Source organism: Actinomycetospora aurantiaca, from assembly GCF_037401875.1.
Classification (GTDB): Bacteria; Actinomycetota; Actinomycetes; order Mycobacteriales; family Pseudonocardiaceae; genus Actinomycetospora; species Actinomycetospora aurantiaca.
Map to the genome: position 1 here is coordinate 291,660 of NZ_JBBEGN010000004.1, position 17,906 is coordinate 309,565.

The window sequence follows — 17,906 nt, forward strand, 5'->3', positions numbered from 1 at the left end:
CCTCGTCGTCCCGACCCGGTCACGCGCCGTCGCCGACGATGCTACCGATCGGGTTCGTCCCCTCCCGGTGATCCCGGACGGCGTCGGTGCCCGGGATGTCCCGTTCGGCCACGGCGGCGCGCGCCGCGTCCCGGGCGCGGTCGGCCAGCTCGCGGCGGCCGTGCCGGTCGACGGGCACCTCGACGACCCGGACGCCGGGCCGTCCGGTCGGGGCGAGCGCTGCCGCCAGGGAGCCGTCGCGCTCCACCCGGACGAGGGAGTGCTCCACCCCGTGCGCCCGGCACAGCGCCTCGAGATCCGCGCCGTGCGGGGTCGCGAACATGCGCTCGAAGGCCGCCGCGTGGGCGGGGGCGCCCTGCTCCAGGGTCGCGAACACGCTGCCGCCGTCGTCGTTCGCCACCACGACGACGAGCTCCGGTCGCGGCTCGTGGGCGCCGACGAGCAGGCCGCCCGCGTCGTGGAGGAAGGTCAGGTCGCCCAGCAGCGCGTACGCGGGTCCGCCGTGGGCGAGGGCCGCGCCGGTGGCGAAGGACACGGCGCCGTCGATCCCGGACACCCCGCGGGCGGACAGCACGGTGAGGTCGTCCCGGGGCTCCGCGGCCAGCGAGACGTCGCGCACCGGGCTCGACGAGCCCACGACGAACAGGGCGCCGGGCGGCAGCAGCCGCACCGTCGCGGCGGCCAGGGCGGGCCCGGATCCCGGGTCGGGGACCACGGCGTCCGCGACGAGGGCGTCGGCCTCGCGGACCCGCGCGGCCCACGCCCCGTCGACCCCCCAGGCGCCCGGTGCCGGGAGCGCGCCGACCCGGACCGCGGTGGCCGCCACGTCGGTCCAGCCCGGGCGCGAGCCCTCGGGGCCGGCGGACGGGACCACGAGCACCTCGACCCGCGGGTCGGCGAGCAGCCGGGAGACCGGGCGGTGCAGGGTCGGCCGCCCGACCACGACGACGCGCTCCGGCAGCAGGTCCGGTGCGGTCCCGTCCAGGGCGGCCTCCACCAGCCGCGTCCCGGCGCGCAGCGACCGTCCCCACAACGGGGAGGTCGGCTCCGCGACGACCGGCACGTCGTCGGGCAGGCCGTCGGGTGCCTCGGCGCCGTGGCCGGCCACGATCATCGTCGGGACCGGCTCGGACAGGTCCAGCGCCTCGACCCACGAGCTGCGGGTGCCGACCCCGGTCCACGCGCCCCCGCCCGGACGGCCCTCGGCCCAGGCCGGGAAGGGCTCGTCGCGGTCGTCGACCAGGGGCTCGCGCATCGGCAGGTCGAGCTGCACCGGACCGGGGTCGGCCGTGGTGGTCCCGCGGGCGCGGTCGAGGGCCCGGCAGACCGCCGCGCGCCAACCCGCGGCCGCACGGGGGCGCTCCTCGGCCAGGGGCAGCGTGATCGCGGCCCGCACCGCGCCGCCGAAGAGGCCGACCTGGTCGACGGTCTGGTTGGCGCCGGTCCCGACGAGCTCGAGCGGGCGGTCCGCGCTGGCGACGACGAGCGGCAGCCCGGCGTGCGAGGCCTCGAGCACCGCGGGGTGCAGGTTGGCCACGGCGGTCCCGGAGGTGACCACCACCGGCACCGGCCGGGCCGAGCACGCGGCCAGTCCGGCCGCGAGGAACCCGGCGGAGCGCTCGTCGATGCGGACGTGCAGCCGCAGCCGGCCGGCGGCCTCGGCCTCGTGCACGGCGAGCAGCAGCGGGGCGTTGCGCGAGCCCGGGCAGGCCACGACCTCCCGGACGCCGCCGCGGATCCACTCGTCGACGACCACACGGGCCTGCAGCGTCGACGGGGTCACGACGCACCACGGTATCCAGCAGCGGCGCCGACGGCCGCCCGAGGACGCGGGCGTCACCCTCCGCACCCCGCCCGGGGAGACGTGCGCCACCCACGGGAGCCCCATCCGTCCCGACGACGGGGGTGGCCCGGTCCGGCGCGTGGCGGGTGCCCGCGCGGGTGACCCCCGTCGGGGTGGAGCCGGGCGCGTCCTGCCCGACGGGCCACGGTGGGCGGGGTTCGCTGCCGGGCATGCGCACCCCCCGGCCCGCGAGACGGCGGCGCGTCCTGCTGCCCGCGCTGCTCACCAGCGGGGTCCTGCTGCTCGGCGGGGCGGTCGCCGCGATCGGCGCGCCGCCCGAGGAGCCGGGCGTGGTCTCCCCCGGCGTGGACGCGCAGGACTGGCGGCCTGTGCTGGCCGGTGACGCGGTGAACGTGCAGGTCGCGGGCGGGGCGGCCCGCCTGGCGTCGCCGCGGGCGGGCGAGCGGCCGGGCAGCCTGCGCGGGGCGCAGCGGCGCGGCTTCCTCGACCTCGGTACGCACACGTTCGGCCGCCCCGTGAACCGACTCGCGGTCCCGGTCGTCGCGGACGTGCCGGGCGGCTCCGCGGTGGCGGTGGACGTGCGGGGCCGCGACGACGCCGGCCGCTGGTCGGAGTGGACCGCGGCCGCCCCGGGCGTGCCCGCCGTGCTGGACGCGCCGGTGCGGACGGTGGCGCTGCGGCTCACGCTCGTCGCCCCGGCGAGCGCGGCGGGCCCGGCGGGCGGTGCCGACGGGCCGACCGTGCGCTCGGTCACGGTGCACGCCGACCGCGACGGGTCGGTGTCCCGGGAGGTCGCCCCGCCGGCGTCCTACCGGGTGTTCGCCACCCGCGAGGGCCTCGTCGGGGGCACCACCGCGAACGGGCACGTGATCACCGAGGACGACCTGTTCGTCGCCCTCCCCTCGCGCCGCGCGCTGGCCGCCGAGGACAGCGGCGACTACACGGTGCGGGTCTGCGGGCCCTCCGGGCGCTGCGCGATCGTGCCGGTGTGGGACGTCGGGCCGTGGAACGTCGGCGACGACTACTGGAACGCCGCGCCGCCGCGCGAGCAGTGGGGCGACCTGCCGCAGGGCCGCCCGCAGGCCCAGGCGGCGCACGACGACGGGTACCACGACGGCGAGGACGGGTTCGGCCGGGAGGTCGGCAACCCGGCCGGGATCGACCTCGCCGACGGCGTGTTCGCGGCGGTGGGCCTCGAGGACAACGGGTGGGTGACGGTCGACTACCTGTGGACCGGGCACGCCGGGGAGGACCCGGCCGCGGTGCACCTCGCGACCGCCGACAGCCCGGAGGGCCCGGTGACGATCCGGGCGTCGCCGAGCTCCGCGGCCGCGGACGCGGGCGTCGTCGGGGACGCCGCGCGGGTCGAGGTGCAGTGCCGCGCCCCGGGCGAGCCCGTGGACGGCTCGCGGGGCGACGACGCCGACTGGCTGCGGATCGCGACCATCCCCGCGACGGCGGAGGCCCCGGCCGGGGTCGGCTGGGTGCCGGCCGCCTCGATGGCCATGGAGGGCACGGACGCCGCGCAGCCCCCGGCCCCGGCCTGCTGACTAATCTCCTGCCCCATGGCAACCGTCGCCGAATGGGTCGAGGGGGCGCGCCCCCGCACGCTGCCGAACGCGATCGCCCCCGTGGTCGCGGGCAGCGGCGCGGCCGCGAGCGCCGGCGAGTTCAGCCCGGTCGCGGCCGTGCTGGCCCTCGTGGTCGCGATGGCCATGGTGATCGGGGTCAACTTCGCCAACGACTACTCCGACGGCATCCGCGGCACCGACGACGACCGGGTGGGCCCGATGCGCCTGGTCGGCTCGCGGACGGCCTCGCCGGACGCGGTGCGCCGCGCGGCGTTCGCGTGCCTCGGGCTCGGGGCGCTGGCGGGGCTCGCGCTGCTGGCCGTCAGCGGGGCGTGGTGGCTGCTCGTGGTCGGCGCGATCTGCCTGGCCGGCGCGTGGTTCTACACCGGCGGCTCGTCGCCCTACGGCTACCGCGGCCTCGGCGAGATCGCGGTGTTCCTGTTCTTCGGCCCGGTCGCGGTGCTCGGCACCGAGTACACGCAGTCCGGGCGGGTCAGCGGCCTCGGCATCGGCACGGCGGTGGGGGTGGGCCTGCTCTCGTGCGCGGTGCTGGTCGCCAACAACCTGCGCGACGTCCCGTCGGACACCGTCGCGGGTAAACGGACCTTGGCGGTGCTGCTCGGCGAGCGGGACACGCGTGTGATGTACGCCGCACTCGTGGTGGTTCCGCTGGGGATGAGCCTCGTGCTGAGCCTCCGCGCGCCGTGGGCGCTGCTGGGCCTGCTCGCGCTCGCCGTCCTCGTGCCCGCGCTGCGCCGGGTCCTCGGTGGGGCGCGCGGCCCGGCCCTGATCCCGGTCCTGCAGAACACCGGCCTCGCGCTGCTGGTGTGGGCCGTCGGCACCGCGATCGGCCTGGCCCTGGTGTCCTGACGGCGGCTACTCGGTGCCGGCGTCCCCGCGCAGCTCCGCGCGGAGGCGTTCCCGCTGCTCACGGCGGGTGGCGGTGGCCGCGGCGATCTCCGCGTTGAGGCGGGTGCGCAGCGGCCGGAACAGCACCAGGGACAGCGGCAGCGCGAGGATCAGGGCGACCAGCAGGGCGACCAGCAGCGGCAGGCCGACCAGCACCAGCACCGCGGTGATCACGGCGACCAGCACGAGCCGGGCCCCCACGTACGCGCCGACGGCCAGGGCGAGCGAGCCGGTCCGGCCCCGGGTCCCGGGTTCTGCACTACCCACGGACCCCAGCGTAGGCGCGGCGCCGGACTCCGGCCCGCGGCGTCCGATTCGTACCTTTGTGAACCCTTTACCCCCGCACAAGCGTTCGAGTACGTGGGGGGTGCGATGTCACGATCGCTCCAGTTCGTCTGCTCCGCCCCGCGGCCCGAGGTCGCACGGCGTCAGAACCCTGGGCGGGCCCCGTGGGCCCGAGGAGGTGCAGCATGACCATCGCACCCGAGGCGACCGAGCGTCTCATGACCCCCGGTGAGGTCGCCGCGATGTTCCGCGTCGACCCGAAGACCGTGACGCGCTGGGCCGCGGCCGGCCGCATCGGCTCCATCCGCACGCCGGGCGGCCACCGCCGCTTCCGCGAGTCGGAGGTCCGCACGCTGCTCGACGGCCTCACCAGCGAGGCGCACGGCTGATCCGACGCCCGTCGCGGCGAGGCCCGGGTCCCGGGGACGTCCACGAGACGTCCGGGGACCCGGGCCTCGTCGTGTCCGGCCCGTGACCGGGTCCCGCTCGTCGTCACGGGCCGTCCACCCGACCGACCCGTCCCGCTTCACCCGCGGACATCCCGGACGACGGGTAGCGTTGCGGTCGGCGGCGATGCCGTCGGACGCGATCGACCCTCCCGGGTCGGGGGGCGGAGGAGGTGCGTGACGTGGTGCTGTTCGTCGTCGCGGTGATGGTGCTGGTGGCGGTCGGGGTCCTGCTCTGGAAGGCCGTGTCCGCTCAGGCGCTCGCCACGGGGACCGGCAGCGCGGACGAGGACGCGCCCACGGGCCCGACCCGGCCGGCCGGCGGGGCGTCCGGCCGCCGCGGCCGCCCGGTCGCCCCGGACGACGACCCGGACTTCCTGCGCAGCCTCGACGAGCAGGTCCGCCGCGGCCGCGAGGACCCGCCGGCCACCTCCTGACGCCGCGCCCGCCTCAGCGCGGGCCGATGCGGATGCGCGACCCGGCGCGGGGGAAGTCGTCGGCCACGAGCGCCGCGAGCTCGAGCATCGCGGTGCGGGTACGCGGCGCGAGCTTCTCCAGGTGGATCTGCGCGCCCTCGTCGAGGTGCGGGTCGAACGGCAGGCGCGCCACCGCCCGGCACCGTCCGGCGAAGTGGTCGGCCACGCGGTCGAGGTCCACCCCGCCGGACGAGCGCCGCACGTAGTTGATCACCGCGACCGAGCGGGCCACGAGGTCGCCGTAGCCGTGCGCGTCCAGCCAGTCGAGCGTCGCCGACGCCGACAGCGCCCCGTCGATCGAGGACGACGAGACCACGACCAGCGAGTCGGCCACGTCGAGCACGCCCCGCATCGCGGAGTGCATCAGGCCGGTCCCGCAGTCGGTGAGCACGATGTTGTAGAAGTGCTCGAGGAGGTCGACGGTGCGCCGGTAGTCGAGCTCGCTGAACGCCTCCGAGACCGCCGGGTCCTGGTCGCTCGCGAGCACCTCCAGGCGGGACGGGCCCTGCGAGGTGTAGGCCCGGACGTCGGAGTAGCGCCGCACCAGGGCGGCGTCGCGCAGCAGGTGCCGCACGGTCGCCGTCGTCTCCACCGGGACCTTCTCCGCGAGGGTGCCGCGGTCCGGGTTCGCGTCGACGGCCACCACGCGGTCCCCGCGCAGCGAGGCGAACGTGGAGCCGAGCGACGCCGTCGTCGTGGTCTTCCCGACGCCGCCCTTGAGGCTCAGCATCGCGATCTTGTAGCAGCCCGCCAGGGGCTGGTTGACCCGGCCGACGAGCTCCCGGCGGGCCACGTCGGCCTCGCTCTCGCCGGGGTTGACCAGCCCGCCGCTGGCGACGTAGACCGCGCGCCGCCAGCCGGTGCGGGGTTCCGGCCGCGTGGGGCGCAGGAGCTGCGCGGACGAGAGGTCGGTCGGCCCCGGGTGCAGGGGTGCGAGGGCGGACGAGCGCCCGGCCGGCCGCTCCGGTGGGTTGTCCACGCCCTCGGGCTCCGCGGGGCGGCGGACGTCGCCGCGCGCGGCGCCCGCGGTGTCGACCTGGTGCGTGGTCTCCGCGGAGGTCTCGGTGGGCGTGGCGGCCCCGGACTCCGGGCCGTCCCCGGCCCCCTCGCGCGACGGGGTCTCCTCGGATCGGGCGTCCATCGTCGTCTCGAGTCCCTCCGGGCGATCACGGGCCGTACCGGCGCACGACCGTATCCGCCCGGGACGATCCGGACAGCCCGAACGACCGAAGATCTCAGCCGACGCCGGCGTAGGAGTGCAGGCCGGTGACGACGAGGTTGACGAAGAACAGGTTGAACACCATCACCGCGAAGCCGACCACGTTGACCGCGGCCGCCCGCGGTCCGCGCCAGCCCGCCGTCGACCGGGCGTGCAGGTAGCAGGCGTAGACGACCCAGGCGATGAACGCGGTCGTCTCCTTGGGGTCCCAGCCCCAGTAGCGGCCCCACGCGGCCTCGGCCCAGATCGCGCCGGTGATGACGGCGAACGTCCAGATCGGGAAGGCGACCGCGGTGGCGCGGTAGGCGACCCGGTCGAGCACCGCGGCCGCGGGCAGCTTCGCGGTCCACGCCATCCGCCCGCTCGAGTCGTGCGCCGAGCGCAGCAGGTAGAGCACGCTCGCGACGCCCGCGAAGAGCAGGATCCCCGAGGAGATCACGGCGGCCGAGACGTGGATCGCCAGCCAGTAGGAGCGCAGCGCGGGCACCACCGGGGCGGTCTGGGTGTAGAGCACCGTCCCGCCGAGGAACATCAGCAGGATCACCGGCAGCAGCACGAACACGCCGAGGCGACGCAGCTCGGGGCGCCGGTAGAGCACCACCAGCCACGCCCCGACGCCGACCAGGCAGACCGCGGCGGTGAACTCGTACATGTTGCCCCACGGCGCGCGGCCGGCCGCCACGCCGCGGACCACGAGCATCGCGAGGTGCAGGGCGAACCCGAGCACCGTCAGCGAGACGCCCATGCGCCCGAAGCGCTCCGACGAGCTGCGCGGGCCGCGGGCCGGGGGCTCCGGGGCACCGGGGGTTTCGTCACCGGGGCCCGTCGTCGTCACCGGGCCGTCGCCGGCGCCGACGGCGGCCGGGACCGGCGTCGCGACCGCGGCGGGCTCGGCGCGGCGCAGCAGGCCGTGCTCGACCGCGTGCAGCACCATCGCGAGGATGTAGACCGCGAGCGCCGAGTAGTACAGCACGTCGCCGAAGTCGCCGAGGGGGGCGTCGACGCCCATCAAGAACCTCCGTTGCGGGGTCGCAGCAGATCGTCGCGGAGCCGCTCGAACTCCTCGCCGTATCCGGCCTGGTCGGTGCGCGCGAGGCCACCGACCTCCACGAGACTACGACGGTCCGTCGTAGAGGGCGCGCCGGGGCCCGGATCCTCCCCGAGGGGACGTGCCCGCACCCAGACCCGCCGCCGCTTGATCGTCAGCGACAGCGTGATCCCGACGAGCAGGGCGACCGCGGCGACCAGCACCGCGTCCTGCGCCGGGTCGTGGGAGACCTGCAGGTTCACCCACTCCTTCACCGAGTCGAACCGCACTCCGGTGCCGTCCGGCAGGGCGATCGTCTGCCCGGGGACGAGGTTCTCGCGGGCGATGCGGGTGAGCCGGCCCTGGTCGACCATGGTCTGGTCGATCGCGAAGATGGACTGGCCGCGCCCGGAGTCCAGCCCCAGGTCGCCCTGGTAGACGTCGGCCGCCACCTCGGGCCGCGTCAGCGCCGGGAACGTGGAGGTCACCAGGCCGCCGCCGCTCGAGGTCGGCGCGAACAGGCCGGTGATCGCGACCTGGGTGCGGCGGCGCTCGGCCTCGTCGGTCACGCCGGGCCGGTCGAACTTCGTCGCTCCCTGGGACAGGAACGTCGTCTGGTCGACCGGCTCCCACTGCGTGGCCAGGGTCCGCTGCTCGCCACCGGGGAAGGTGACGGTGAACTGCGGGGCGTAGCCGTGCCCGAGCAGGTAGACCCGCTCGCCGTCGAGGCGCAGGGGGTCGTTGACCGCGACCGTCGTCGGCACCGGCGGGGTGCCCTCGGCGAGGGCGTCGGAGTCGGAGTACCGGACGTCGGCGGCGAACGAGTCCGCGGCGCCGTCCGGCCGGTACTGCGCGGTGAAGCGGTCGACGTCCAGGCAGAACGGGGCGAGCTCGGTGCCGTCGACCTGCAGCCCGGGCCGGAAGGTGTCGTAGGCGAGGATCCCGGAGTTGCAGAACTCCGAGCCGTCGGCCATGACGATCACGTTGCCCTCGTAGCCGAACAGCTTCCCGACGGCGATCCCGACCAGCAGCGCCAACAGGCTCATGTGGAACACGACGTTCCCGACCTCGCGCAGCGCGCCCTTCTCCGCCGAGAGCGTCCGGGTGCCGCCCGGCTCCTCGCGGACGTCGACCTTCCAGCCGCGCAGCCGCGCCCGGGCCGCCGTCACGACCTCGTCCGGGGTGCGGTCGTCGGCGCCCGAGGCGTGGTGGGGCAGGCGGGACAGGTTGCGCGGCACGGCCACCGTGGGCGCGCGCAGCCCCCGGACCTGCTCCCAGGTCCGCGGCACGAGACACCCGACGAGTGAGACGAACAGCAGCAGGTAGATCGCCGAGAACCACGGCGTCGAGAAGATGTCGAACAGGCCGACGCGGTCGAGCAGCGGGGCCAGGGTCGGGTACTCGGTGAAGAAGTCGCGGACCGCCTGCGGGCTGGGGCTGCGCTGCGGCAGGAACGCACCGGGCAGCGCGGCGAGCGCCAGCAGGAACAGCAGGACGAGCGCGGTGCGCATGCTCGTCAGGCCGCGCCAGGTGTTGCGGGCGAGCGCGACCAGGTCGGCGCCGCGGCGGGACGGTCCCGACGGCGGGTCGGAGCGCTTCTCGAGGGTCTGGGTCATAGCGGTGTGGAGAATCCTGCGATCGGCCCGCGGAGCAGGGTGACGATCTCCGCCCACAGGCCGGTGGCCAGGGCGAGACCGACGAGGACGAGGAGCACGCCGCCGGCGAGCTGGATGCCGCGGACGTGGGTGCGCAGCCAGGCCTGGGCGCGGACGGCGCGCCCGGCCCCGAGGGCGATGACGACGAACGGGACGCCGAGCCCGAGGCAGTAGGCCAGGACGAGGACACCGCCGCGCAGCGCCGCGCTGCCGTCGGCGCCGGTGCCGGACGCGAGCGCGATGACGCCGGTGAGCGTGGGCCCGAGGCACGGCGTCCAGCCCAGGCCGAAGGTGGCCCCGAGCAGCGGGGCGCCGGCGAGGCCCATGCGCGGCACCCAGTGCGGGCGGGTGTCGCGCTGCAGGGCCGGGACCAGCCCGACGAACACCAGGCCCATCGCCACCGTGACCACCCCGCCGAGCCGCTGGAGCAGCAGCTCGTTGGTGATCAGCGCGTCCGCGGCCCAGACGATCGCGCCCAGGCCGAGCACGAACACCACCGTGAACCCGGCGACGAACAGGGCGGCCGCCCCGGCGAGGCGGAGGCGGTGCCGGTCGGCCCGCCGCGTGATGGTCTGCACCGGCAGCGAGCCGGTGACCGCGGCCCGCCGCTCGGCGTCCTGCGCGGCGACCTCGTCGGCGTGCACGGCCGGCGCGGAGGCCCCGACCAGGCCGGCCAGGTACGCGAGGTAGCCCGGGACCAGCGGCACCACGCACGGCGAGGCGAAGCTGACGAGGCCCGCCACCAGCGAGAGCGCGATCGCGAGCAGGACGGGACCCGACGTCACCACCTGGGTCAGGTCCATCGGCACTCCATCGCCGTCCCAGCGTAGGACGGCCGCATCGATCCCGCGTGAGGCGGTCCTACCGGATGTCGTAGGTCACCCGGCCCCGATTCGAGCGAAGGGCCCCTTCGGTCGGGTAGACGGGCCGTGGGCGCCCACCGCCGTCCGCGGCCGCACCGAGCGATGGGCCCCATCGGTCGGACAGACCGACCGAAGGGCCCCTTCGCTCAATCAGGCGGGGGCGGGCGCCGGCTCTGCGGCGACCCGGTCGACGACGGGCTGCAGGTCCTCGGCGAGCACGGCGGTGAGGAACACGGCCGCGACGCGCTGCTGGCGGTCCAGCACGATCGTCGAGGGCACCGCGTTGCGGGGGTAGCCGCGCAGGGCGAGCAGCGAGCGGCCGGGCGGGTCGAAGATCGAGGGGTAGCTGACGCCGCGGTCACGGACGAAGTCGGTGGCGGCGGCGCGGTCGTCGCGGACGTCGACGCCCACGAACTGCACGCCCCGCGCCCGCGAGGCCTCCGCCACCTGCTCCAGCGCGTCCGCCTCCGCGCGGCACGGCCCGCACCACGAGCCCCAGATGTTCAGCACCACGACCTGGCCGCGGAACTGCGCCGTCGACAGGGGCGTGCCGGGCGCGGTCAGCGAGTCGCCCGCCACCGGGGCCAGCGGCCGACGCTCGGCCTCCGGGTAGGAGATCCGCGTCTGCCCGCCCGGCGCGACGAACGTGAACCCGCCGTCGTCCCGGTTGGTCGACGACGAGCACCCGGCCAGCAGCGCCAGCGCCGCCACGAGCACCGTCAGGAACGCGCGGCTCATGCGCCCGTCCCGGTCGAGGTGCCGCTCGGCTCGGCGTAGGCGATGTCGACGAGCGACTCCTCGTCGAAGACCAGCGACGTCACCGACCCGAGCGCGCACTGTCGCTTCGCCGGGTTGTGCCAGAGCCGGTCGCCCGCCAGGTACCGGCGCAGCGTCCAGATCGGCAGCTGGTGCGAGACGCAGACCGCCTCGTGCCCCGCGGCGAGCGCCCGCGCCCGGTGCGCGGCGCCGAGCATGCGGTGCGCGATCTCGAGGTACGGCTCGCCCCAGGACGGCCGGAACGGGTTGCGCAGCAGCGGCCAGTACTCGGGCCGCCGGAGCGCACCGTCGCCGACCGACACCAGCTGGCCCTCGAACGCGTTCGCCGCCTCGATCAGCCGCTCCTCGGTGACGACCTCGAGACCGAGCTTCTCCGCGATCGGCACCGCGGTCTCCTGCGCCCGCTGCATCGGGGACACGAGCAGGGCGGTGACGTCCGCGCCGCCCAGGTGCTCCGCGACGCGCCGCGCCTGCTCCCGCCCGCGCTCGGACAGGCCGTAGCCGGGCAGGCGGCCGTAGAGGATCCCCTCGGGGTTGTGGACCTCGCCGTGCCGGACGAGGTGGACGACGGTCCTCACGACGACGAGGCCTCCGCGGCGGCCCGCGCGGCGTGGGGCAGGGCGTCCGCGACGACCCCGAACGCCTCGTCGTCGAGGGCCGCGGAGATGAAGCACGCCTCGAACACGCTGGGCGGGAAGTACACCCCGCGGTCGAGCAGCGCGTGGAAGAACGGCGGGAAGCGCCAGGTCTCCTGGGCCTTCATGTCGTCGTAGTTCCGGCCGGGCTCCGCCGCGAAGCGGACCGAGACCAGCGACCCCGCGCGCTGCATCGTGTGCTCGACGCCCGCCTCGGTCAGCGCGTCGTCGATCAGGGTGGTCAGCCGGTCGGCGCCGGTGTCGAGCGCGGTGTAGACGTCCTCGGTCGCGTGCCGCAGCGTCGCGAGGCCCGCCGCGACCGCGACGGGGTTCCCGGCCAGCGTCCCGGCCTGGTAGACCGGCCCCGCGGGCGCGAGGTGGGTCATGACGTCGGCGCGGCCCCCGAACGCGGCGGCCGGCAGCCCGCCGGACATCACCTTGCCGAAGCAGTACAGGTCGCCGGCCACGCCCTCCAGGCCGTACCAGCCGGCGGCCGAGACGCGGAAGCCGGTCATCACCTCGTCCATCACCAGCAGCGCCCCGTGCGCGGCGCACAGCCGCTTGAGCCCGGCGTTGAACCCGTCGTCGGGAGCGACCGCGCCCATGTTCCCGGCCGCCGCCTCGGTGATGACGCACGCGATCTCGGGGCCGCGCTCGGCGAAGACGGCGGCGACCGCGTCGAGGTCGTTGTAGGGCAGCACCACGGTGTCGCCGGCCTGCGCGCCGGTGATGCCCGGACTCGACGGCAGGCCGAAGGTCGCGACCCCGCTGCCGGCCTCGGCCAGCAGCGCGTCCACGTGGCCGTGGTAGCAGCCGGCGAACTTCACGACGACGCTGCGGCCGGTGAACCCGCGCGCCAGCCGGATCGCGCTCATCGTGGCCTCGGTGCCGGAGTTGACCAGGCGCACCTGCTCCACCGGCTCGACCCGCCGCACCAGCTCCTCGGCGAGGTCGACCTCGCCCTCGGTCGGCGTGCCGAAGCTCAGTCCGCGGGTCGCGGCCTCCCGCACGGCGTCCACGACGGCGGGGTGCGCGTGGCCCAGGATCATCGGGCCCCAGGAGGAGACCAGGTCGACGTAGCGGTTCCCGTCGGCGTCGGTCAGCCACGCGCCCGCGGCCTCGCCCATGAAGCGGGGGGTGCCGCCGACGGAACGGAACGCGCGGACCGGGGAGTTGACGCCGCCGGGCACGACCGCCTCGGCGCGGGCGAAGAGCTCGGCCGAACGGGTCACCGGTCCGGTCGCTGTCGCAGGTGCACTGCTCACGGACCCAGTGTCCCAGGGACGGTCGTGTGCCCGCCGTCCGCGGCCGCGCCGCGTCAGCGATGGTCCATTGCTGACACCTGACGTCAGGATGGCGCCACTCGCACGGCGCGGGACCGGTCAGACCCGCCGCGACCGCTCCACGGCGTCCACCAGGCACAGCACCGCCGCGGTGGCGAGCGCGACCCCCGCCGCCACCCAGCCCCCGACGATCCGCGTCAGGGGGACCGGGGACACCAGCAGCCCGCCGGTGGACGGCGCGGTGTCCACCCCCAGCGACAGGCACACCCCCGCGCCCACTAGGAGCAGCACGGCGACCACCCCGCCCAGGACGGCCCGACGGTTCACGACGACGGCTCGCGCGCCGCCAGCACCGCCGACAGCGCCGCGTAAAGGCCCTCGGCGTCGCGGGCCCAGGCGGCCCGGCGCGTCCCGTCCGCGAGGGTCACGACGACGACGCCGAGGTGGCGCAGCACGGCCGGGTGGTCACCGAAGGGCTTCAGGCCGAACCGACCGCTGCCGTCCGGCTCGCGCGCCCCCACGATCTGCTCGAGCGGCACGGTCTCGTCGCCCTGCACCAGCTCGGTGTCGGTCAGCCGCACCTTCAGCAGGCGGCGCCGCACCACGACGATCAGGGTGATCGGCGCGAACAGGACCACGCCGATGACGACCCACGCGATCGGGTCGGCCCCGCCGGGCGCGAGCCGGTCCAGCAGCATCCCGCCGAGGGCGAGCAGCGGGCCGAGGAGCACCGGCCACCAGGGCGCGCCGGGCTCGGAGAAGCGGACCCTGCCGGACCCGTCGTCGGGCATCAGGCGAACCAGGCCCGCGCGGTCGGCAGGTGCAGCAGCAGCGCGCCCGCCGCGAACGCGACGAAGTAGACACCCCCGACGCCGAGGAACGTGAGCTGGACCAGGCCCGCGACGGCGAGGACGACCCCGATCGCGGTCAGCGTCGCCCGGGCCGGCCGGGAGCGGGCCGCGAGCCCGCGGGTCGCCCACAGCGTCCCGGCGCCGAGCGCGGCCAGAACCACGGCCGTCACCACCAGGGAGGCGACCCCGGTGGCGGGGTCGGTGTTCCCGACGACGAGCGCGACGAGGAACAGCACGGCCGTGCCGATGAGCAGGACGCCGAGCACGGCCCAGAGCACCACCGCCACGGTGACCACCGTCGGGCGGCCCGGCTCCTCCCGCGGCGGGGTCACCTCACGCACGTGCTCGCTCATGACGCCCTCAACGATCGAGCCGGGTCGCCAGTTCGGTCGCCCAGTAGGTGAGGACGACGTCGGCGCCGGCGCGCCGGATGCCGGTGACGGTCTCCAGGATCGTGCGGTCGCGGTCAATCCAGCCCCGCTCGGCGGCGGCCGTGATCATCGCGTACTCGCCCGACACCTGGTAGGCCGCGACCGGCACGTCCGAGACCTCCGCGACCGAGCGCAGCACGTCGAGGTAGGCCATGGCCGGCTTGACCATCACCATGTCCGCGCCCTCGGCGAGGTCCAGCGTGGTCTCGCGCAGCGCCTCGCGGGCGTTCGCCGGGTCCTGCTGGTAGGTGCGGCGGTCGCCCCGCAGCTGCGAGTCCACCGCCTCCCGGAACGGCCCGTAGAACGCGCTGGCGTACTTCGCGGAGTAGGCGAGGATCGCGACGTCGGTGTGCCCGGCCGAGTCCAGCGCCGAGCGGATCCGCCCGACCTGGCCGTCCATCATCCCGCTCGGCGCGACGACGTGGGCCCCGGCGTCGGCCTGCGCCACCGCCATCTCCGCGTACACCTCGAGCGTGGCGTCGTTGTCCACCACCATCTCGGATGCGCCGGCTCCGCTCCGCTGCGCGTCGCGGCCCGCGGGCGCGAGCACCCCGCAGTGCCCGTGGTCGGTGAACTCGTCGAGGCACGTGTCGGCCATCACCGGGAGGGCGTCGCCGACCTCCTCGCGGACCTCGCGCAGCCCCACGTTGAGGATGCCGTCCGGGTCGACCGCCCCGGACCCGGTCGCGTCGTGGTTCGACGGCACGCCGAACAGCATGATGCCGCCCAGCCCCGCGGCGGCGGCCTCGGCCGCCGCCTTGCGCAGGGTCTCGCGGGTGTGCTGGACCACGCCGGGCATCGACGAGATCGGCTTCGGCGCGTCCAGTCCCTCGGCCACGAACACCGGCAGCACCAGGTTCCGCGGCCGCACCTCGGTCTCGGCGACCAGCCGGCGCATGGCCGGGGTGGTGCGCAGCCGCCGCGGGCGGTCGGTCGGGTACATGGTCACCGCCGCCGGGCCTTCGTCTTGCGCGGCGGCGGGAGGGCACCCTCCGCCCGGAGCTTGTCGGCGTGCGCGGCGAGTGCCTCGACGAGGGCCGGGACCTCGGCGACGTCGGGGCGCACGTCGACCCGCAGGCCGAACTCGACCGCGGTCTCCGCGGTCTTCGGGCCGATGCACGCGACGATCGTGCGGGCGTGCGGCTTGCCCGCGATCCCGACGAGGTTGCGGACCGTCGAGGACGAGGTGAAGCACACCGCGTCGAACCCGCCGGTCTTGATCGCCTCGCGGGTCGGCGCGGGCGGCGGCGCGGCGCGCACCGTGCGGTACGCGGTGACGTCGTCGATCTCCCAGCCCCGGGACTGCAGACCCTCGGCGAGGGTCTCGGTCGCGATGTCGGCCCGCGGGAGCAGCACGCGGTCGACCGGGTCGAGGACGTCGTCGTGCGGCGGGAAGATCTCCAGCAGCCCCTCGGAGGACTGCTCGGTCTGCTCGGCCGGCACCAGCTCCGGGTGCACGCCGAACGCCCGGATCGCGGAGGCGGTCGCCTCGCCCACGCAGGCGATCTTGACGCCGGAGAACGCGCGGGCGTCGAGGCCGAACTCCTGGAACTTCTCCCACACCGCGCGTACGGCGTTCTGCGAGGTGAACACCACCCACTGGTAGCGCCCGTCGACCAGGCCCTTGACCGCGCGCTCCATCTGCGCGGGCGAGCGCGGCGGCTCCACCGCGATCGTCGGGACCTCCTCGGGCACGGCCCCGTGCACGCGCAGCCGGTCGCTCATCGCGCCGGCCTGGTCCTTGGTGCGCGGCACGAGCACGCGCCAGCCGTACAGCGCCCGCGACTCCCACCACGACAGCGCGGCCCGGTCGCCCGCGGCGTCGCCGATCGTGAGCGTCAGCGGCCCCTCGAGCTCGGCGCCGTCGGCGGCCAGCTTGTCCAGCGAGGAGGTGACGGTCCGCTGCTTGGACTCGGTGCCCTGCGAGGTGACCAGCGCCGGGGTCTCCGGCTTCCAGCCGTTCTCCACCAGCGACGCGGACGTCGACGCGAGGTCGGCGGCGGTCGCGGTGAGCACCAGCGGGCCGGGGGCGACGGCGAGCGTGGTCCAGTCCAGCCCGCCGCGGACGTCCGCGGCGGTGTGCGACGAGCCCAGCGCCACGCCGGCGTAGGCGGGCACGGCCGTGCTCGCGGGCATTCCGGGCACGACGTCGAACGGCACGCCCGCGGTCGCGACGGCCTTGACCTCGACGATCACGGTCTCGCGGGTCAGCGGGTCGCCGGAGACCAGGCGGACCACGGACTCGCCGTCCCGGGCGCGGGTCACGAGGTGGTCGGCGAGCCCGGCGGGGTCGTCCGGCAGGGACGCGGCGATCTCGGCGCCGTCGGACAGCGACCCGCCGGCGTCGTCGCCCAGCGGCGACACCTCGGCGTCGGCGCCGACGCGGCGCACCGTCACGGTGTCGTCCAGCCACGCCACGATCTCGGTCGGCACCTCCGGGTCCGCCACGACGTAGGTCGCGGAGGACAGCGCCTCACGGGCCCGGACGGTGAGCAGGCCGGGGTCGCCGGGCCCGCTGCCCACGAACGCGACGCGGCCGGCGGTGGTGGAGGGGGGGGGTGCGGTCATCTCGTTGTCTCGTCCTATCCGTCTCTTCTGGTCCGACGGGGGGTCACGGCGCCTGGGCGCCGCGCGGCTCCGCCCCGTCGGCGAGCAGCTCGGCGGCGAGCGTCCGCCCGATCTGCTCGGCATCCTTCGTCTCTCCGGTGGCCGAGTTGCGCACGAGCGCCCCCTCGGCCGTGGTCGCCACCGCCCGCAGCGACACCCTCTCCACGATGCGGCCGTCGTCGTCCAGATCCTCGACGATGTCGGCGAGCGCGCCGATCGCTGCGTCGCACGGCGATCCGAGCTCCTGCAGCACGGCCCGCTCGGCCGTGACGGCCGTGAACGTCGACTCGTCGTGCAGCGTCGACCGCAGCACGGTCTCGAGCTCGGTGTCGGCGGCCCGGCACTCGACCGCCAGGGCCCCCTGGGCGGGGGCGGGCAGCATCTGCAGCGGGTCGAGGACCTCCGTGGCCTCCCCCGCGCGACCGATCCGGGCGAGGCCGGCGCGCGCGAGGACCACGCCGTCGACCACGCCGTCGGTGACCTTGCGGATGCGGGTCTCCACGTTGCCGCGGATCCCCACGATCTCCAGCCCCAGCCCGAGCGCCGCCAGCTGGGCGGCCCGGCGCGGCGAGCCGGTGCCGATGACCGACCCGGGCGGGAGCTCGCCGAGCACCATCCGGTCGCGGGCGACCAGCACGTCGCGCGGGTCCGCCCGCTCCGGCACCGCGGCCAGCACGACGCCGGACAGCCCCGCCGTCGGGAGGTCCTTGTAGGAGTGCACCGCGACGTCGATGCGCCCGTCGAGCAACGCCTCGCGCAGGGCGGAGGTGAACACCCCGACGCCGGACCCGGCGATGGGGGTGTTCGCGGCCTGCGAGCGGTCGCCCTCGGTGGAGATCTCGACGATCTCCACGGCGAGGCCGCGGGCGGTCAGCGCGTCCGCGACGGTCTGGGTCTGGGTGCGCGCGAGCAGGCTCGCGCGGGTCCCGATGCGGACGGTCCCGAGATCGGCCGCGGTCATCGACGACCCGCCTCTCCCGACACCATGGTCGAGCTCCGCTGCGCTCCGTCTCCCGACATCGAGGTCGAGCTCCGCTGCGCTCCGTCTCCCGACATCGAGGTCGAGC

At 75.9% G+C, this 17,906-nt stretch carries 19 protein-coding genes; 4 read left to right on the forward strand and 15 right to left on the reverse strand.

Annotated features, from left to right (window positions below; all coding sequences use genetic code 11):
* Positions 1-19 precede the first annotated feature (19 nt).
* Positions 20-1,783: a 2-succinyl-5-enolpyruvyl-6-hydroxy-3-cyclohexene-1-carboxylic-acid synthase gene (menD, locus tag WCD74_RS11895; protein ID WP_337695053.1), complete on the reverse strand. Its 1,764-nt coding sequence runs from the start codon at positions 1,781-1,783 to the stop codon at positions 20-22.
* Positions 1,784-2,013: 230 nt separating this feature from the next.
* Here menD and WCD74_RS11900 point away from each other — a divergent pair, with 230 nt between their 5' ends.
* Positions 2,014-3,354 carry a DUF8814 domain-containing protein gene (locus WCD74_RS11900; protein WP_337695054.1) on the forward strand — a complete coding sequence of 447 codons (1,341 nt, stop codon included), beginning with the start codon at positions 2,014-2,016 and terminating at the stop codon, positions 3,352-3,354.
* A gap of 15 nt (positions 3,355-3,369) precedes the next feature.
* Complete coding sequence (locus WCD74_RS11905; RefSeq protein WP_337695055.1) at positions 3,370-4,245, forward strand: 1,4-dihydroxy-2-naphthoate polyprenyltransferase; 876 nt, start codon at positions 3,370-3,372, stop codon at positions 4,243-4,245.
* 6 nt (positions 4,246-4,251) lie between these two features.
* On the opposite strand, the gene WCD74_RS11910 is transcribed toward WCD74_RS11905, so the two are convergent.
* Positions 4,252-4,551: a DUF4229 domain-containing protein gene (locus WCD74_RS11910; protein WP_337695056.1), complete on the reverse strand. Its 300-nt coding sequence runs from the start codon at positions 4,549-4,551 to the stop codon at positions 4,252-4,254.
* A gap of 203 nt (positions 4,552-4,754) precedes the next feature.
* On the opposite strand from WCD74_RS11910, the gene WCD74_RS11915 reads away from it, so the two are divergent.
* Positions 4,755-4,958 (forward strand): BldC family transcriptional regulator, encoded by a 204-nt coding sequence (locus WCD74_RS11915; protein WP_337695057.1) that lies wholly within the window; start codon positions 4,755-4,757, stop codon positions 4,956-4,958.
* 239 nt (positions 4,959-5,197) lie between these two features.
* Positions 5,198-5,452, forward strand: a complete 255-nt coding sequence (locus WCD74_RS11920; protein ID WP_337695058.1) for a hypothetical protein — start codon at positions 5,198-5,200, stop codon at positions 5,450-5,452.
* A gap of 13 nt (positions 5,453-5,465) precedes the next feature.
* Here the strand turns inward: WCD74_RS11920 and WCD74_RS11925 are convergent, their stop codons facing one another.
* The 13 genes from WCD74_RS11925 to hemC all read right to left on the reverse strand — a co-directional run bounded on the left by WCD74_RS11925 (position 5,466) and on the right by hemC (position 17,800).
* Positions 5,466-6,632 (reverse strand): MinD/ParA family ATP-binding protein, encoded by a 1,167-nt coding sequence (locus tag WCD74_RS11925; protein WP_337695059.1) that lies wholly within the window; start codon positions 6,630-6,632, stop codon positions 5,466-5,468.
* Positions 6,633-6,726: 94 nt separating this feature from the next.
* Complete coding sequence (ccsB, locus tag WCD74_RS11930) at positions 6,727-7,719, reverse strand: c-type cytochrome biogenesis protein CcsB (protein WP_337695060.1); 993 nt, start codon at positions 7,717-7,719, stop codon at positions 6,727-6,729.
* Positions 7,719-9,353, reverse strand: a complete 1,635-nt coding sequence (gene resB / locus WCD74_RS11935; protein ID WP_337695061.1) for a cytochrome c biogenesis protein ResB — start codon at positions 9,351-9,353, stop codon at positions 7,719-7,721. Before resB ends, ccsB begins: the two co-directional genes overlap by 1 nt.
* Positions 9,350-10,195, reverse strand: coding sequence for a cytochrome c biogenesis CcdA family protein (locus WCD74_RS11940; protein ID WP_337695062.1), 846 nt, complete (start codon positions 10,193-10,195; stop codon positions 9,350-9,352). Before WCD74_RS11940 ends, resB begins: the two co-directional genes overlap by 4 nt.
* A gap of 210 nt (positions 10,196-10,405) precedes the next feature.
* Positions 10,406-10,993 (reverse strand): TlpA family protein disulfide reductase, encoded by a 588-nt coding sequence (locus WCD74_RS11945; protein WP_337695063.1) that lies wholly within the window; start codon positions 10,991-10,993, stop codon positions 10,406-10,408.
* Positions 10,990-11,610 (reverse strand): histidine phosphatase family protein, encoded by a 621-nt coding sequence (locus tag WCD74_RS11950; protein ID WP_337695064.1) that lies wholly within the window; start codon positions 11,608-11,610, stop codon positions 10,990-10,992. The genes WCD74_RS11945 and WCD74_RS11950 overlap by 4 nt, the downstream gene beginning before the upstream one ends.
* On the reverse strand, positions 11,607-12,899 hold the full coding sequence (hemL, locus tag WCD74_RS11955) for a glutamate-1-semialdehyde 2,1-aminomutase (protein WP_337695065.1): 1,293 nt from the start codon (positions 12,897-12,899) through the stop codon (positions 11,607-11,609). The genes WCD74_RS11950 and hemL overlap by 4 nt, the downstream gene beginning before the upstream one ends.
* 150 nt (positions 12,900-13,049) lie before the next feature.
* The gene (locus WCD74_RS11960) at positions 13,050-13,277 is read right to left on the reverse strand and encodes a hypothetical protein (protein WP_337695066.1); all 228 of its coding nucleotides are present in this window, start codon (positions 13,275-13,277) and stop codon (positions 13,050-13,052) included.
* A complete protein-coding gene (gene mce1N / locus WCD74_RS11965; protein WP_337695067.1) occupies positions 13,274-13,741 on the reverse strand; it encodes a transport-regulating membrane protein Mce1N in 468 nt (155 codons plus the stop codon). The genes WCD74_RS11960 and mce1N overlap by 4 nt, the downstream gene beginning before the upstream one ends.
* Positions 13,741-14,154, reverse strand: coding sequence for a DUF7937 domain-containing protein (locus WCD74_RS11970; protein ID WP_337695068.1), 414 nt, complete (start codon positions 14,152-14,154; stop codon positions 13,741-13,743). The genes mce1N and WCD74_RS11970 overlap by 1 nt, the downstream gene beginning before the upstream one ends.
* A 7-nt stretch (positions 14,155-14,161) precedes the next feature.
* Positions 14,162-15,175 carry a porphobilinogen synthase gene (gene hemB, locus WCD74_RS11975; protein ID WP_337695069.1) on the reverse strand — a complete coding sequence of 338 codons (1,014 nt, stop codon included), beginning with the start codon at positions 15,173-15,175 and terminating at the stop codon, positions 14,162-14,164.
* 2 nt (positions 15,176-15,177) lie between these two features.
* A complete protein-coding gene (locus WCD74_RS11980; protein ID WP_337695070.1) occupies positions 15,178-16,800 on the reverse strand; it encodes a bifunctional uroporphyrinogen-III C-methyltransferase/uroporphyrinogen-III synthase in 1,623 nt (540 codons plus the stop codon).
* A gap of 43 nt (positions 16,801-16,843) precedes the next feature.
* On the reverse strand, positions 16,844-17,800 hold the full coding sequence (gene hemC / locus WCD74_RS11985) for a hydroxymethylbilane synthase (protein WP_337695071.1): 957 nt from the start codon (positions 17,798-17,800) through the stop codon (positions 16,844-16,846).
* Positions 17,801-17,906 lie beyond the last annotated feature (106 nt).